This window comes from Candidatus Protochlamydia amoebophila UWE25 (assembly GCF_000011565.2).
Lineage (GTDB): Bacteria > Chlamydiota > Chlamydiia > Chlamydiales > Parachlamydiaceae > Protochlamydia > Protochlamydia amoebophila.
This window is the reverse complement of the sequence record NC_005861.2, coordinates 2,313,100-2,330,874: the sequence shown is the minus strand read 5'-3', so window position 1 is coordinate 2,330,874 and position 17,775 is coordinate 2,313,100. Positions and strand designations below refer to the sequence as shown.

The following is a 17,775-nucleotide window of genomic DNA, read 5'->3' as shown; positions in this document are numbered from 1 at the left end:
TTACAGCAGTTGTTTTCTTCGCTGCCTCAATTTACTGATTCAAAGTTGCTAGAATTTCCATAATCATATCCTTTACCTAAAAAAAATCCCATTTATGGAATATATTTTGTTTTCTTTCATTTTTTATCCTTGTCTTTATCTTCCCATTGAGTGATTCCTTCATCAACTAAGAAAGCAAGTCCAGTTTCGATAACATAAGGGGCATATTGTTTGCATATTGGAATTGGAACGAACAAAAGGAATAGACCGCAAAGAGTTACTGTAATGCCGATAGTGACACGTAATGGCACACATATCTCATCACCTTTGTCACCATGACTATGCTTAGCCAGGTTGATATGATTATCAAAGAGAAGTTGTTCATCTTCGGCGTGGTAAGGTAAATCAAATTCCATACAGTTAGCCATATAGAGGGCTTTATGGTTAGTTCTTTTTTCCTGTTTTTTAAAGTCTTTCTTGAGCTCTTTGATAACCTTTTTGTCGACCTTTCCACCTTGATTTTTGACTCGTTGTTCTATCTGATCAATAGTCTTATCAAGATTAATTTTCTGGCCAGTGTAGCCCTCGACTTCAGCTTTCATATCGAACATGGTTTCCATGAGCTTTTTGCTATCGCCCTTTTTGCGGTAATGATTCAACTTCTCAACAAGCTTTTCGATGCGTAAGGCAAAGCCAATATCATTAAGGTTGAAATTAACTTGTTGTGGGTCAGCACCCAGAGGAGCTACGGTACTAAGTGTAAAAATACAGATCGTAAGAGATAGAACAGCAGTATTAAGCTTAGAAGGTTTCCAAAGATCACCCATAACATCCTTTTTTTTGTTTCTTTTGTGTAGTCGATTTGAAAGTAGTCAAGTTCAGTGAATAGCCTATGCCACCAGGTGAATGAAAAAGTGAAAGCAATGATCACTATAAAAAGTATCGCCAGCATTTTAAATTTTCTCTCTGTTTCTTTTTTAAAGCCAATCGTGATCTTCAACGCTTCTTTACAACGCGCTTTATATTCAAAATTCTGACCAGAACCCAATACAAGGCATTTTTTCCTTCGTTTCTTTTACAGTTTTCTATTGCTGTAATTTCGCGTTTTAAGCATTAAATAATTTTTAAAATTACGCAAGCGTAAACCAATAAGGCAATTATTCAAATAGCAAATTATTCAATTCTTTCATGGCTTCAACGATATCTTGTCTAATTTTGGCGGGAGTACTTAATCGATTATGCCAAAGTTTAAGGCGTAATCCCAATCAATTACTTTCATAATATTTTCTTTTGAGCAGACTGTAATAGATTTTCAAATTCTCGAAGATAAGAAGATTTTAAAGCCTCAGAAATTTTATATTTCGGGCCATTGAGTAATTTTTTTGTTAAAGAAATTCCATAGAAAGTGAACACTATTTGAAAATTTATGGGTTATTTGTTTTGTTTTTCTTTAGTCGAATTCATTCCGGAAGTTAAATATTTTTGTTCGGTAAGAATTAAGTTATCTACAGCTTCTTCTCACCACTAATCTTATAAATAACCTAGTTCTTTTGCCACAAAGTAAGCGTTATCCAAAATTTTTAATGTTCTAACTTTTTTCGCTTATATACAGTTCTGAGCATTTTTATTCTTATTAATTAAAAATTAAACACTTAAAAATACTTTGATTTTAACGTCTCCTGCAACAAACAGGAGAATTTTGTGGTTTATACCATCAATATAATCGTTGAACAGGTGGGAAAAATTGCCATACAAGGCAATATTATTCCCAATGAGTGGTACGCTCATCTTCGCAATGAAAAAAGTAAAATTCAAACCAATGCTGCTTTAATCTTAGCTGACATTGTTTATTGGTACCGACCTATTCCCACTTACGATATTAAAACGAGCGAAATAGTAGGTTATGGAAAAAAGTTCAAAGATGATCTTTTACAGTTGAATTATAAATATTTTAATAAAAAGTTCGGTTTTAGCGAAATACAAAGCCGAAATGCTTTGATTTTCTTAGAAAATAAAGGGCTTATTTTTCGAGAATTTTGCGCTACGAAAATAGGGCCTTACTTGCTTAATAATGTTATGTATATAGGAATTTATCCAGAAAAGATTTCTTCCATTACTCAGCAGATTGATCAATTCTTATCATCTTCAATTTCAGAGATGCAAATTAATCCATCAACTCCACAAACTCCCTCCATTCAAACAGAATCTCCTCAATTTAAAACCAAAGAAAAAGATTGGTCTGTTAAATTTTCGGATGAACAAAAAAGCTTTTTGAATTATTTGCTAAATATTCAGCCTGAAATGGGTGATCCCATTGAAAAGAACCATGCCACATGGTGGATTAAAAGTTTTGGGATCGAGAAAATCAAAACAGCTCTTCAAGTTTATTGGGAAAGAGTCGAAAGAGCTAAACTAGATCCTACTGTTCCTATGCCCCAACACATAGGCAAATACATGCGTACAGCTCTTAATGAAAACTTACGTCCCATGGGCTCGAATTCTTGTACCCCCTATTTAGAAAAATCGAAACAGGTGTTCTCAAAAGTCGAACTAGGTGGTCATGAAAATGAGACGACATATACAAATATATCAATGACATCTATGTCTTTAAATGAGATCAATGATAGCAACAAATCACTGACCTATCAAAAAAATGAAGCTTTAAAAACAAAGTCCTCAACCAAACAAAATTTTGTTAAATCACCTATTTCATTAAATAAATCTCTCCCTTCTATTGCTAAAAATTTAAACAAAGAAAATTTTAAAAACCTGGATTGGAAAAAAACTTTTAATTCAGAACAAATTATTAAAAATAAAAGGAGTGTTAATTAATACTTTCATAGATTTTTGCCAGAACTCTTTTAAGTGAACCTAATATCAGAAGAGCATTATTAAAAAGAAAGCTTTCTTGCTGAAAAATTTGGTTCAGATATCATAAATCCTATTTACTATTAAAGGATAAGCAACATTAATTTGATTTAATCTGTGACTAGAACAAATCTTAGTTCTAAAATTAGAACCTGGCTAATTTATGGCAATGAACAATATGACATCCCTTAATCTTAAAAAACAAAGATTTAATTCAATTATCTGAATGTTAAATGATTTTCTTTTGATAAATAAAAATTCATTTCTTATTTATCTTTTAAGAGTTCCCCATCGATAAATCAAATTTTCTCTTAAAATGCGACCATTTATTTTATCTTATGACTATTACCATGATTTTTATTTATACATTATAATGTTAAAACATTTATAAAATAAAATTTATTTTTTTCATTTGGAGGGTCATTTTGAACGTTTCTAATACAGGGTTTAATCCTAGTTATCTTGGCAATACAACAGTTCTTTCTTATTCCCAATCTCAAGAGAATAATGCCCCTCTTGTGGATGAGAATAATGCCTTAGACAATTCTTTGGCTAATACAGAGGAAAGTGGTGCGTCAACGATTCCAGCTCCCTCTCTTTCACCTTCATCTGAAGAAATTCAACTAAGTTTTCAAGAGGGAACTTCTCTGACCATTTCTCACTCTCAGCTAGCTTTGTTAAGGGAAAAATCCCCCTATTTTAAGAATCTGTGGTCAGGGCAATTTCAAGAAAACCTGCAACACCCTCTTGATTTAACACAAAAAGATTTTACGCTTTTGCTCAATTACCTAATGAATCCTAAGTTTGAAATTCCCTTGGAAGAGATCCCTTCTTCTATTCAACTCACCGATTATTATGGACTAACAGAAGTGGTAGAGAATTTAGAAAAACAGCTGGTAGAGGGATATAAATCTCAGAGATTTGAACCCTTTAACTCCACTGAAGAGAGTTTAGTCAAATTAAAAGATCTTTTAAATTTCGCGCATCGCTATCAATTAAATAGATTGAAGAATTATTTAGAGTTCACCGTTGTGAGCGCCTTATTAAACCAGACCTCTCAGTTAGCGGAGTTTGAAAGAATTATAAATCGCTTCTCAAAGAAGATAGAAGCACTTAATTTTTCAAATCAGGCTTATTTAACAGATGTCCATCTTTTAGCATTAAAAGATTGTAAAAATTTAAAAGCGCTTTATTTCCGAAAATGCCCTAACCTTACTGCTGCTGGATTAGCGTATTTGAGGCCCTTAGTGGCTTTACAGCATTTAGACCTGAATTATTGCTACAACCTCACTGACGCAGGGTTAGCGCATTTGGCACCCTTAGTAGCTTTAAAACATTTAAATCTGAGTGGACATGGTTATCTCACGGATGCTGGATTAGCGCATTTGAGTCCCTTAACCGCTTTACAACATTTAAATCTGAGTGAATGCTGTAACTATAAGCTCACGGACGCTGGATTAGCACATTTGAGGCCCTTAGTGGCTTTAAAATATTTAAATCTGAGTAGATGTAGTAAATTCACGGGTGCTGGATTAGCGCATTTGAGGCCCTTAACCGCTTTACAACATTTAAATCTGAGTGGATGTGGCGGCATAGGTGCTGGATTAGCGAGTGCTGGATTAGCGCATTTGAGGCCCTTAACCGCTTTACAACATTTAAATTTGAGTTGGTGTGGTGTCACGGACGATGAATTAGCGCATTTGACACCCTTAGAGGCTTTGCAGTATCTAGATCTAAGCAATTGCTGGCATCTCACGGATGCTGGATTAGCGCATTTAAATCCCTTAATCGCTTTACAACATTTAAATCTGAGTAAATGTGATCAGCTCACGAACGCTGGATTAGCGCATTTGATACCCTTAACGGCTTTGCAGCATTTAAATCTGAGTGGATGTAGTAATCTCACTGACGATGGGTTAGCACGTTTGAGGCCCTTTTAGTGGCTTTAAAATATTTAAATCTGAGTGGATGTAGTAAACTCACGAATGCTGGGTTAGCGCATTTGACACCCTTAAAGACTTTACAACATTTAAATCTAAGCAGGTGCAGTAGACTCACCGATGCAGGATTAGCCCATTTAACACCCTTAACAGCTTTGCAGCATTTAGGTCTAAGTTACTGTGAGAATCTCACCGATGCAGGATTAGCGCATTTGGCACTCTTAACGGCTTTGCAGGATCTAGCTCTAGCTAACTGTAAGCATCTCACCGATGTAGGATTAGTTCATTTGACACCCTTAACGAGTTTGCAGCATCTAGATCTAAGCAACTGTATGAATCTCACTGACGATGGTTTGGTGCATTTAACACCCCTAACGGCTTTGCAGCATCTAGTTCTAAGCGGGTGCGATAATCTCACGGATGCAGGATTAGCCCATTTGACACCCTTAACGGCTTTGCAAACTTTAGGTCTAAGACGGTGGTGCCAGAATCTCACTGGTGATGGATTAGCCCATTTGGCACCCTTAACGGCTTTGCAAACTTTAGATTTAAGCTACTGTAAAAATCTTAAGGATGCGGGATTAGCGCATTTAACACCCTTAACGGCTTTGCAAACTCTAGGTCTAAAATGGTGCAGCAAACTTACCGATGCAGGATTAGCGCATTTGAAACCCTTAGCGGCTTTGCAGCATCTAGATCTAAGTCACTGTAGGAGTCTCACCGATGCAGGATTAGCACGTTTTAAAATTTTAGCGACTTCACTCAATTTAGAAATTGTTAGGTAAAAAACCTTAATAAAAAAGAAGGAATTTTAGCGCCAAAAACCAGGGGTAATTTGTTTTAAGATAAAGGGTAAAATTTCATTTTAAAACGGATTAAGCATGCTTGATAATTTGGTGAAGAGAAGAATTAATAGCTTTTCTTACATACCGAGGAGGTTGCTGAACGAACATCTAGTGATCTCACGTAAAGTAAATCTTAAGCATTGTGCATTGATTTGTTAAAAATCTATCTTAGTGTCTCATTAGACAATTAGTTAAAATTTTAGGATAAATTTTAAATACGATCCATTTTATTGCTTTAGCAGTCATAATTTTTGAGAGATTAATAAAATACGTACGCAATGTAATATATTCACCTTATTCAGATAAACAAAAATGGTAAAGACTGAATCCTTTTTTGATTGCATTTTCATCGACATTTTTATACTGTGAATTAGTAAAATGTTGATTTAAAGTATCTGTGAGAGGGGATATCTTTAGGCTAGAGAATATTTAACTGAATTTTATGCGTATTATTAAGGGGATTTTGTGATCATACTATAGTAGCTTGTTTCCAATTCGAATGTTAGCTGCTTTTATAGCTTTGCAAGGAACAACCTATAGAAATAAGGGTAAAAAAAGCGATTATTTTGATCACAAAACTATTTGTTTTGATCCATGATCTTACCTAGCACTACTATTCTTTTCTTTACCCGATCACCTTTTTTACAAAAACTAAAATCATGTCAGCTTTCCCTCTCTTACCCACGTCTAACCAATTCTAAATAGGCTGAGAAATAATCTTCTTTAGCTTGATAAAATAAATTGGTCAGCACAATTAGTATTTTTAACGAATCATTTTTTTAGTTTGGCTTGCAGCATTCTTTCTCGTATAAATCCATGATAGCATCGCAAGCAATGATTGAGCGGTCAATCTTTCTATCTTTGCGCAAGCGGTGGATGTAAAGTTCAGTAAATGCTTGTTCAGCTTCTTCCGTTAGATAAATGGTAGCCTTTATTTTTTTCTTGGTGCGGCGCTTAGCCATTTGTTCATCATGACTGTCAATTACTTTAGCATTTTCTTGTATTAACTTTTCAGCTTCTTCACTCATTTTACTTTAAAACATTTTAATGGTATGGCAGTAAGAAATATAAAAGATCAGGCGTTAAGAGGTTAATAGATTTTTAGCTATATATGTAGGAAAGTGTATTTTATGCTAAATAGCTAAGAAGTTTTAATGTCACAACTCATCAATTGGTAAAACATTATATTGCTACAAAAAAATTATAGGTTAGATTCTATTGTTTATAAGGCTACTTATAAACAAGTCAAGGTGACAATGATCAAACGAAAGCCAAAAAATCAGAAAGCACATGAAGAGCCGATTGAAATCAAGAAAACAACTCATGAAAAAAGCGAGCTTGCCACAGCGAAGCTCCCTTTCAATTTTCCATTTCAAAATCTGAGATGCCTGACAGAACACAGAGAAATTTTTGAAGGGCTGTTGGGAGGGAAGTAATTTATGAGCTTGATGCCAACAATCATTGATCCGCTTCTCTCATCTACTTTGGAAACCTATGAACAGGCAAAAGCATTTCAAACAAATTTGGTTTGGAAAAAACTGGATGAAATCACGGTAGAAGAAGCAATTTCCTACAGGCTTCCAACTTTAACCCTGAAAACGCAGATTAATTATCGTTCAGGCATTCGAAAGCTGGTTGAATTTGGTTTGCTCAACCCTCTCATCAGTCTGCAAGCTTTTGCTTTGACTAACCATGAGGCTATTATTGATAGAATTAAACTCATACAAGAATGGGCTGAATCCAGCCGACAGGCACGGGCAGCTTGCTATATCTCCTTTGCAGGGTTTTTAAATCGACGTTTGCAAGGTGTTGTAAAAAAGGCTCTCCCAAATAAGGAAGGGAGTTCGAAAACATTTTTTAGAATAAACGAGAAGGTGAAAACATTGGCAATGTTTCAAGCGCAATGGATCGCATTCTTCAAAGAATTGGAGAAAATTAATCCCAGGGATTGCTTGATCGGAAAGGTGATTTTGCAGGGAGGCAAACGGGTAAACGAAGTTTTGTCCCTGCAAACCCATCAAATCGATTGAGAGAACTGCGAAATCACCTTTCCTCAGTCAAAAATGAAGGGAGTTTACAAGGAGACTGTGATTACCTATTCAAATAGCATTATGGAAAGGCTTCTAGAGCATATTGGCGGGAGAAAAGGACATGTTTTCATTACGAGATTTGGAAAGCCTGTGATGATCAATCAAGTTGCTGTGACATTTGCCAAAGCTGGGAAAGAGGCCGGTATTCCGTTTAAAATCACCCCGCACGTCTTGAGGGCATCTGCTGTCACGTATCTTAAACAGCAGGGGTTCCAAGACAGCGATATTATGCGTGTGACTGGACATGCTTCCTCGGAGATGGTTTATGCTTACGATAAATCCGCTCGATCAGATAATGCCAGCAAAAAAGTTAACTTAATACCATAGAGGTTCTGAATGAACGCTAAGAAGAACGAGATCTTTGATCCTAAGAGCTACGCTTGTGTTTTTAGAACACATTGGGAAAGTTATTAAGGAAGGGGAGAGTTATGGGATCAAACATTCTCACTTGTCCTGTCAGAACCTTAAATGATTGGCTTAATTGTTCTAAAATTAGCGAAGGGCCATTATTTCGACCGATCAATCGGCATGGTCAAATCATGGATAAAGCTCTAACTTCCAAATCCGTCGCATTGATTATTAAGCGGAACAAACATTTAGAAAATCAGAAGCATTCATTCTCAGGACATAGCTTACGGGCTGGATTTGTTACAACTGCTGCAATTTCTGGTGTTCCTGAGCATATGATCATGAAGCAAACAGGCCATAAAAGCTCTGATACCATTAGAAGATATATCCGATTGGGAAATATGTGGACAGAAAATGCCGCGACTAAAATTGGTTTATAAGCTTAATTTCCATCCTATAATACATCTTATAGTAGGCATGCCTCTTAGAGGAGCGTCTCGATGAGAGTTGATAAATTTTAATGAAATTTTATTCTTTATTTTCTTAGGACAAAGTACGCTTTTATTTTCGGCGCTAAGTTTCTCTTTTTATTGAAAGTTTTTCTAATTAATAATTGTTAGATTGAGTGAAGCTGCTAAATTTTTAAAACGTGCTAATCCATCATCGGTGAAATTCTTACAGCCAATTAGATCTAGATATTGCAAAGCAATTAAGGGTGTTAAATGCGCTAACCCATCATCAGTGAGATTCTTACAGCCCATTAGATCTAGATGCTGTAAAGTCGTTAAGGGTGTTAAATGGGCTAATCCATCATCAGTGAGATTGTAGCAATAACTCAGGTCTAAATGTTGTAAAGCCGTTAAGGGTGTCAAATGCACTAATCCATCATCAGTGAGATTCTCACACCTGCTTAGATCTAGATGCTGCAAAGACTTTAAGGGTGTCAAATGGGCTAATCCAATATCGGTGAGATGCCAGCATTGGCTTAAATCTAGATGCTGCAGATTCGTTACAGGTGTCAGATGGGCTAACCCATCATCAGTGAGTTTTCTACAATTATCTAGATTAAGATACTGTAAAGCTACTAAGAGCCTCAAATGCGCTAATCCGACATCGGTGAGATTCTCGCACTTGCTTAGATTTAGATGCTGCAAACCCGTTAAAGGTGCCAAATGTGCCAATCCAGCATCGGTAAGATACCCACATCCTCTCAGATTTAGATGCTGCAAACTTGTTAAGGGTTTCAAATGGGCTAATCCTGCATCGATGAGATTTTTACAGCCCATTAGAGCTAGATATTGCAAAGCGGTTAAAGATGTTAAATGCGCTAATCCATCATCAGTGAAATGCCAGCATTGGCTTAAATCTAGATGCTGCAAACCCGTTAAGAATGTCAAATGGGCTAATCCAACATCGGTAAGATGATAGCACCCACTCAGATTTAGATGCTGCAAAGCCGTTAAGGGTTTTAAATGGGCTAATCCTGCATCCGTGAGAATCTGGCATGCCTCGAAATGAAGCGCTTTTAAATTTTTACATTCTTTTAATACTGAGAAATGAGCATCTGTTAAATGAGTATTCTCCGAAAAATTAAGTTTTTTTATCTCATCTGAGAGGTGATTTATAATTCTTTCAAACTCTGCTAACTGAACAGTCTGGTTTAATAAGGCGCTTACAACGGTGAACTCTAAATAGTTCTTCAATCTATTTAATTGGCAGCGACGCGCGAAACTTAAAAGTTCTTTTAATCTGACTAAACTTTCTTCAGTGGAGTTAAATGGTTCAAATCTTTGTGATTTGTATCCATCAATCAGCTGTTCTTCTAAATTTGTTACCACTTCTGTCAGTTCATAATAATCAGCTAGTTGAATGGCAGAAGTAATCTCTTCCAAGGGAATTTCAAATTTAGGATTCGCTAGGCAATTAAGCAAAAGCACAAAGTCTTTTTGTGTTAAAGCGAGAGGATGTTGCAGGGTTTCTTGAAAATTTCCTGACCAAAGAGTTTTAAAATAAAGGGATTTTTCCCTTAACAAAGCTAACTGAGAGTGAGAAATGGTTAGAGAAGTTCCCTCGTGAAAGCTCAGTTGAAGTTCTTCAGATGTAGGTGAAGGAGCGGAAGATTGAATCGTTGACGCACTAGTTTTCTCTGTATTAGCCAAAGGATTGTCTAAGGGATTATTCTCATCCACAAGAGGGTCATTAATCTCTTGAGATTGAGGGTAAGAAGGAGTCGTTGTATTGGCAAGATGACTAGGATTAAACCCAAAATTAGAAATATTCAAAATGACCGTCCAAATGAGCGAAATAAATTTTTATTTATAGATGTTTTAACAGTATTATTTATAGATAAAAATTATGGCAATATTAATAAGTTAAAATAGGCAGTCACATTTTAAAAGAAAGTTTCATTTTATCAATGAAGAGTTATTAAAAAACAAATAAGAAGCAATACGGTTCAAACATAAACTCCTCAGTTTTGATTTGAAAGTGCCTTAATTATATGAAATGATAGGATTATGAAACAAACAGGCCATAAAAGCTCTGATACCATTAGAAGGTATATTCGATTAGGAAACATGTTGACGGAAAATGCCGCCACTAAAATTGGTTTATAATTTTAATTTTCATCCTATAACACATCTTATAGCAGGTATTTCTCGTAGAGGAGCGTCTCGATGACAGTCGATAAATTTTAATGAAATTTTACCCTTGATTCTCTTAGGACAAATTACTCTTTTATTTTTTGGCGCTAGAATTTCTTCTTTTTTATTAAGTTTTTTTACCTAACAATTTTTAAATTGAGTGAAGCTGCTAAAATTTTAAAACGGTCTAATCCAACCTTTTTGACTTTGTCACATCCACTCAGCTCTAAATGCTGTAAACCAATTAAGGGTGTTAAATGCGCTAACCCTGCAAGCCTGTTGTAGTTGTCAAACGGGTTAATCCATCTTTAGTGAGATTTTCACAGTAGCTCAAATCTAGATGCTGCAAAGCCGTTAAGGGTGCCAAATGGGCTAACCCTGCATCGGTGAGATTTTCACAGTAGCTCAGATCTAAATGCTGTAAACTTGTTAAGGGTGTTAGATGCGCTAATCCCGCATCAGTGATTTCCTTACAAGAGCTTAAATCTAGATACTGCAAAGCGGTTAAGGGTGTCAAATGGGCTAATTCAGCATCGGTGAGGTTCTCACAGCAGCTTAGACATAGATATTGCAAACCCGTTAAGGGTGTCAAATGGGCTAATCCATCCCCAGTGAGATTATTACAAAAGCTTAGATCTAGATGCTGCAAAGCCGTTAAGGGTGTTAAATGCGCTAATCCTGCATCGGTGAAATGTTAGTATCGCTCAGATTTAGATGCTGCAAAGCCGTTAAGAGTTTCAAATGAATTAATCCTGCATCAGTAAGGTTCCAGCATTGGCTTAAATCTAGACGCTGCAATCCCGTTAAGGGTGTCAAATGGGCTAATCCTGCATCGGTGAGATTTATACAGTAGCGTAGTTTCAGATGCTGCAAAGCCGTTAAAGGTGTCAAAAGGGCTAATCCTTCATCAGTGAGATTTTCACACCTGCTTAGATTTAGATACTGCAAATCCGTTAAGAGTTTCAAATGGACTAATCCTGCATCCGTGAGTTTCTCACAACTGCTTAAATCTAGATGCTGTAAACCTGATAAAGTTGTCAAATGGGCTAATCCAGCGTCAGTAAGATACCCACATCCTCTCAGATTTAGATACTGCAAATCCGTTAAGAGTTTCAAATGGACTAATCCTGCATCCGTGAGATTCTCACAGTAGCGCAAATCTAGACGTTGTAAAGCTGTTAAGGGTGTTAAATGGGCTAATTCTGCATCCGTGAGATTCTGACAGTAGCTCAAATCTAGACGCTGCAAAGCCGTTAAGGGTGACAGATGGGCAAATCCAGCATCGGTGAGTTTATAGCAACTGCTTAGATTTAGATGCTGCAAAGCCATTAAGGGTGTCAAATGCGCTAATCCATCGTCAGTGAGTTTTATACAATTGCTTAGATCTAAATACTGCAAAGCCGTTAAGGGTGTCAAATGGGCTAATCCTGCATCGGTAAGTTTATTGCAATGGCTTAAATCAAGATACTGTAAGCCCGTTAAAGGTGTCAGATGGGCAAATCCAGCATCGGTGAGTTTATAGCACCAGCTTAGATCTAGTTGTTGCAAAGCCGTTAAGGGTGTCAAATGCTCTAATCCAGCATCAGTGAGTTTTTCACATTGGCTTAGATTTAGATACTGCAAAGCCGTTAAGGGTATCAAATGCTCTAATCCAGCATTAGTGATATTATCACATTGGCTTAGATTTAGATACTGCAAAGCCGTCAAGGGGTTCAAATGCGTCAATCCCCTATCAGTGAGTTTATTGCATATGCTTAGATCTAGATGCTGCAAAGCCATTAAGGGTGTCAGATGCGCTAATCCCGCATCGGTGAGTTTTTTGCAACTGCTTAAATTTAGATGCTGCAAAGACGTTAAGAGCGCCAAATGCTCTAATCCAGCATCAGTGAGTTTATTGCATCTGCTTAGATTTAGATACTGCAAAGCCGTCAAGGGTTTCAAATGAATTAATCCTGCATCAGTGAGATTCCAACATTGGCTTAGACTTAGATATTGCAAGGCCACCAAGGGTGTCAAATGCGATAATCCAGCATCCGTGATTTTGTCACATCCCCTTAGGTCAAGATGCTGCAAAGCTGTTAAAATTTCCAAATACGCTAATCCTGCGTCGGTAAATTTATTGCAATGGCTTAAATCAAGATACTGTAAGCCCGTTAAGGGTGTTAAATGCGCCAATCCTGCATCGGTGAGATTTTTGCATCTGCTTAAATTTAGATGCTGCAAAGCCGTTAAGAGCGTCAAATGCTCCAAACCGTCATCAGTGAGAGCCTGACATGCCTCTAAATGAAGTGCTTTTAAATTCTTACAATCTTTTAATGCTAAAAGATGGGCATTTGTTAAATAAACCTGATTTGAAAAATTAAGTCTCTCTATCTTTTTTGAGAAGTGATTTATAATTCTTTCAAATTCCGCTAGCTGAGAAGTCTGGTTTAACAATTCGCTCACAACGGTGAACTCTAAATAGTTCTTCAATGTATTTAATTGGTAAAGATGTGCAAAATTTAAAAGTTCTTTGAATTCGACTAAACTCTCTTTAGTGGAGTTAAAGGGTTCAAATCTTTGTGTTTTGTATCCATCAATCAACTGCTCTTCTAAATTTTTCATCACTTCTGTCAATTCATAAGAATCTGCTAGCTGCATGGCAGAGGTGATCTCTTCCAAGGGAATTTCAAACTTAGGATTCGTTAAGCAATTGAGCAAAAGCGCAAACTCTTTTTGTGTCAAAGCGAGAGGGTGTTGCAGGGTTTCTTGAAATTGCCCCGACCACAGATTCTTAAAATAGGGCGATTTGTCCCTTAAAAAAGCTAGCTGAGAGTGAGAAATAGTCAGAGAAGTTCCCTCTTGAAAGCTTAGTTGAATTTCTTCAGATGAAGGTGCAAGAGCGGGAGCTGGAATCGTTGACGCACCAGTTTCCTCTGTATTAGCCAAAGGATTGACTAAGGGATTATTTTCATCCATAACAGGGTCATTAATTTCTTGAGATTGAGAGTAAGAAGGAGCCGTTGTATGGATAAGATAACTAGGATTAAACCCAAAATTAGAAATATTCAAAATAACCGTCCATATGAGTGAAATAAATTTTAATTTATAGCTGTTTTAACAGTATGATTTATAGATAAAAATTATTGCAATAATTATGAGATAAAATAAAGGCAGTCACATTTAAAGAGGAAGTTACATTTTATCAATGAAGAGCTATTAAAAAACAAATAAAGATTAATATAGTTTAAATATAAGCTCTTTAGTTTTTAAACTGTGATTGCATTAAGTCCGCGAGATGATAGGATCAGGAAACAACTAGTTATAAGATTTTTGATGCGATTAGAGGATATATTTGATTAGGAAATATATGGACGGAAAATGCCGCCACAAAAATTGGTTTATAAGCTTAATTTTAGGCTTTAATGAGATTTAAAAGAGGCTAGATAGATGCCAAAATGGCTTTTATAATTTTATACTTGAGAGTTAAAAATATAATTAAAATCTAAGTTACAATGCGTACTAAAAATGCCCTATTGGCTTAATTGGCGTACCTTATCTGAAAAGCTTTCGAAGAGGACAGCTTAAAGGAATATTATTGTGAAAAATCAATCCCGCGCATTTTTCCAATTTTTCAAGAGTGCTTTCAAATTCGCCTAAAGGCATATTTGATGAGATAGGCTGATTCGGAAAAATATAGGCTTTGATTTCATGATTTCCATGCCAATTTTCCTGTTTCAATACTTTAAAAAAATGCGTTAGGACGGCTACTTCTTGAGGACCAATAACTGGATAGGTAACATAACGTTTCCCGTCGCATCCGTCATGAGAAAGATACACTTGTATAACTAAAACAGATAGTTCTATCGGCTCAAGGAATTGGTTAGTGTATGTACGTAGCAGAGGAGTTTGCTGGCTCGTGATCCCAATTGCTATCCCAAGCATAAAAGAGCTTATCCAACAGGAAAAAAATTTAAGGTTTAATAAAAGTGCCTGTTTGTTTTTCACCATAGTACTTGGCTCGGTGTTGATTGCGAGAGGACCAAACCAAGTAAGAATATAAATTTTTATACTATTTTACTTTCATTCTCTATGCTTTTTAATCCCTCTGGAAATTATTTGAGAGCCCTTTTTCTGATCTTTGTATTGAATTCATCCATCAATTGCATGACAACTTGTTGTTTAGGGTAATTTGGTTTTGTTTCTAAAAAAAGATCTAATTGGTTTCTTTGATTGGATGCCACATCACTAAACATAAGTTCCTCTTTTTTATAAGTGAAACCCTTTCAAAGCTTTCTTAAATCATTTTTAATGTTTCAACTTAGAATATCAAAACCTATATTGAAAAAACAATTAATAATATTAATTGAATAATGACCTTATCTTAATATGCCATCCCCAACTTAATTAATGAGTCGAACTTACTTTAAATAAGAAAATTAGCAGAGAGACCTGCCTCTACAATTTTTAATTTTGGAGCAGGTCAAAAAACTGGCTATTTTCTTTTGAACCTAGACCTATGCAAGGCAGGCGAGGTTGAATTTAACTTGTTTTTCTATGCATAATGAGTTAAATCCATTAACAATATTATTTTCTTGATTCTCTCCAAGCTAAAAATCCTAATATGCCTATACCTACAAGTGCTAACCCCCCAACTCCTATTGCAGTAGCTTCTACAGGATTTATTTTATTTTTTTTCTTAGGTTTTTTTACTTTAGTTATGGAATAAGAGTTCTTCTCTTCTAGTGGTGCCGAGCAACCTTCGTATAAATTATTAATCATTTGCTTAAATATACGATCAATTCGAACATCATTTGAATCCTGTAACTGCACATCCATGAGAAGATATAAATTAGCACTAGCAATGATATGAGGAGCTCTGTAATGAATAAGCTCATCTTGCACATTTCTACCGTCTAAATAGTAACTGATAAGACTTTCATCTTCATTATCCCAACATTTGATATCTTTTAATGACTTTCCATCGATTATGGGGGTATGCATGACTATGTAAGCAACTCGCCTAGCACATATGTTTGCCAACTCCCAATCTAGTTTGTCAAAATCCTTTTGTACCTCGTGAAGTAGGTAGTTGACCCAAGTTGCTTTCGCTGGATCAGAAATATTTAGGAAAGAGACTGCATGAGCAACTAACAACCCTCTTAAAGTATCAGCTGGGTGAGGGTCTTTTAGAATTATTTCGTTAGATAACACCTGGCCTCGATGAGCTTTCAAATATGCGATTAAGCTAAGTGCAGCAGCTGGACCCATATAAAGAACAGCCATTACATCAGCACCGATCTCGCTAAGCCTGCTGCCCCAGTATTCAACCCAAAAGTCTTTTATCTCTTTTGGATAAAGCGACAAATCAAACTCAAGGCCTTCTTTAATGGCATCTGATAAAATTATTTTAGCTTTTGAATTTGTTTCCAAAATAGTGTGAGCAATTTCATGAGCTAATACAGGCCAACTTAATATTCCTTTAGAAGAATAGTGTAAAGGAAAAGAAACGATAGGCACAGGGTGATTAATCCCTCTTAAAGAAATGCGATCCTCTTTTTTAACGCAGTGTTGTGAAAGTGACCAAGGACCCATCTCATCGACTGCCCACTTAGCAATCGGAGGTAAACAATGACTAGTCGTACAAAACTCAGTTGACTCGACAAACGTATTCCACATGTCGCATACCATTTGTTGTAAAGCACAGGTTTTTTCCCACTCAAAGCTATCGCTATGCTGTAGTATTATTTGAGCAATATCATGAGCATTTTCATATACTCTTGCCTGCTTTCGCGCATTGTCATCGTCATATCCTATACTTTTTAGGTACTCCTTATATCCAGGAGGATTATTTATCAGCATAAACTCCCAATCCTCAAAAGATTTCAAGTGATTAATAGCAGGTTCCCAGAAATCACCGTTGTAAGAGCCTTCTAAATTGCAATGCCTTTCTTGAATGGCATGAAAAAAAGATCTTTTGCCATCTATATTAGGCAAGGCAACTGGTATTTTTGCAGCTCGCGCCATCTCTTCAACAAGTATTTTCATATTTGAAGATAGGGTGCTCCATGTCACTTGTTGTCTGTTGTGGAAAACTTCGGAAGTAGAATTCATATAACTTTCCTTATACTAATTATATTTAGGAAAAATAATTGGGATAAATATTTCAACTTAACTTGAAAATGAAAATAATATATCAATTAAAAACTTTTCCTCTTTTTTAAAAGGTAATAGCTTAGCATTTTTAATTTAATAGATATATTCTATCGGATAGAATATATAAAATAAAAAAATGACAGTACAAAACTTATTGTAATTTTAGATAGAAAATAATATTTTTAAAATCGGGAATTATGTTTAATTTTATTTAAAATCTAAATTTTTTATTTCTGTTTATTAAAACATTAAGTTAATTGTTCATTGTTGTAATGCTAAAATTATCTGCATAAAATAAGCACTGATAAGAAAAGTTGCGTTCACCATGAATTTGATGAACGCAATTAGAAATTAGAAATAGCATGTTAAAGACAAACCAACTCTTTATACTACTGGATGTTTTTCCTGCTGTGATAAGCGGTATTTAATACCGAGCTTCAGTATTTTGAAAAAAAGGGTATTTCATCTCCCAGCCATTGCTTGCCATGCCAGCCCTTTACCTTTAAATAATATTCGGTGGAAGGGGAAAAAAATTGGATTTCGCTATTGAGTACGGTCATTAGCTTGAAAATAGCCTAAGCCTCCTCCTATATATGGTTTAAAAGGGAGTTTAACATCAAAATCATAACAAACATTGGTTAGGATTGATATAATCTCTTTAAATCCTTTTTCATAAAAACCAAAAAATTTACTAACTTTTTTCTCAAAATACTGGGATTTATTAACGGCAAATTATTTAGTCAAAGATATTTGCTTAGCGTTAAATTTTAGCGAAGCGATGCGCTTAGCTAAACATCTTGATGACATACAAAAAAATAAAGCAAATCAACAATTTGCTTTGAAGTTAACTTCTGAAATAAAAAGTCAGTTTAAAAATGAATGGGAAAAGGATTAGAAAAATGATGTTTTCTTAGGCCTGCTTTGCTCT

13 protein-coding genes and 1 pseudogene are annotated in these 17,775 nt (G+C 35.6%); 6 read left to right on the top strand and 8 right to left on the bottom strand.

The window, feature by feature from the left end; all coding sequences use genetic code 11:
- Positions 1–116 precede the first annotated feature (116 nt).
- Entirely contained in the window at positions 117–806 is a 690-nt protein-coding gene (locus tag PC_RS09310) for a hypothetical protein (protein ID WP_011176482.1), read from the bottom strand.
- A gap of 874 nt (positions 807–1,680) precedes the next feature.
- On the opposite strand from PC_RS09310, the gene PC_RS10170 reads away from it, so the two are divergent.
- Together PC_RS10170 and PC_RS11585 are read left to right on the top strand one after the other, a co-directional pair.
- Positions 1,681–2,811: a hypothetical protein gene (locus tag PC_RS10170; RefSeq protein ID WP_011176481.1), complete on the top strand. Its 1,131-nt coding sequence runs from the start codon at positions 1,681–1,683 to the stop codon at positions 2,809–2,811.
- A gap of 461 nt (positions 2,812–3,272) precedes the next feature.
- Positions 3,273–5,572: pseudogene (locus tag PC_RS11585) on the top strand (BTB/POZ domain-containing protein).
- 839 nt (positions 5,573–6,411) lie between these two features.
- Here the strand turns inward: PC_RS11585 and PC_RS09290 are convergent.
- Positions 6,412–6,660 (bottom strand): hypothetical protein, encoded by a 249-nt coding sequence (locus PC_RS09290; RefSeq protein WP_011176478.1) that lies wholly within the window; start codon positions 6,658–6,660, stop codon positions 6,412–6,414.
- A gap of 228 nt (positions 6,661–6,888) precedes the next feature.
- On the opposite strand from PC_RS09290, the gene PC_RS09285 reads away from it, so the two are divergent.
- From PC_RS09285 to PC_RS09275, 4 genes are all read left to right on the top strand, one after another.
- Complete coding sequence (locus tag PC_RS09285) at positions 6,889–7,068, top strand: hypothetical protein (protein WP_044045279.1); 180 nt, start codon at positions 6,889–6,891, stop codon at positions 7,066–7,068.
- A 3-nt stretch (positions 7,069–7,071) separates the two neighbouring features.
- On the top strand, positions 7,072–7,662 hold the full coding sequence (locus PC_RS11795) for a hypothetical protein (protein ID WP_011176476.1): 591 nt from the start codon (positions 7,072–7,074) through the stop codon (positions 7,660–7,662).
- Positions 7,663–7,719: 57 nt separating this feature from the next.
- On the top strand, positions 7,720–8,049 hold the full coding sequence (locus PC_RS11575; RefSeq protein WP_011176475.1) for a tyrosine-type recombinase/integrase: 330 nt from the start codon (positions 7,720–7,722) through the stop codon (positions 8,047–8,049).
- 101 nt (positions 8,050–8,150) lie between these two features.
- Complete coding sequence (locus PC_RS09275; protein WP_011176474.1) at positions 8,151–8,510, top strand: tyrosine-type recombinase/integrase; 360 nt, start codon at positions 8,151–8,153, stop codon at positions 8,508–8,510.
- Between the two features lie 162 nt (positions 8,511–8,672).
- Here PC_RS09275 and PC_RS09270 read toward each other — a convergent pair whose 3' ends face one another.
- The 6 genes from PC_RS09270 to PC_RS09250 all read right to left on the bottom strand — a co-directional run bounded on the left by PC_RS09270 (position 8,673) and on the right by PC_RS09250 (position 16,805).
- Entirely contained in the window at positions 8,673–10,352 is a 1,680-nt protein-coding gene (locus PC_RS09270) for a leucine-rich repeat domain-containing protein (RefSeq protein ID WP_044045278.1), read from the bottom strand.
- Positions 10,353–10,974: 622 nt separating this feature from the next.
- Entirely contained in the window at positions 10,975–11,361 is a 387-nt protein-coding gene (locus tag PC_RS11570; protein WP_044045277.1) for a leucine-rich repeat domain-containing protein, read from the bottom strand.
- Between the two features lie 23 nt (positions 11,362–11,384).
- Positions 11,385–13,763: a leucine-rich repeat domain-containing protein gene (locus PC_RS11565; RefSeq protein WP_044045276.1), complete on the bottom strand. Its 2,379-nt coding sequence runs from the start codon at positions 13,761–13,763 to the stop codon at positions 11,385–11,387.
- 483 nt (positions 13,764–14,246) lie between these two features.
- Entirely contained in the window at positions 14,247–14,636 is a 390-nt protein-coding gene (locus PC_RS09255) for a DNA/RNA non-specific endonuclease (protein ID WP_181679117.1), read from the bottom strand.
- Positions 14,637–14,806: 170 nt separating this feature from the next.
- Complete coding sequence (locus PC_RS11560; protein WP_181679116.1) at positions 14,807–14,947, bottom strand: hypothetical protein; 141 nt, start codon at positions 14,945–14,947, stop codon at positions 14,807–14,809.
- 331 nt (positions 14,948–15,278) lie between these two features.
- The gene (locus PC_RS09250; RefSeq protein WP_011176469.1) at positions 15,279–16,805 is read right to left on the bottom strand and encodes a hypothetical protein; all 1,527 of its coding nucleotides are present in this window, start codon (positions 16,803–16,805) and stop codon (positions 15,279–15,281) included.
- Positions 16,806–17,775: the final 970 nt, after the last annotated feature.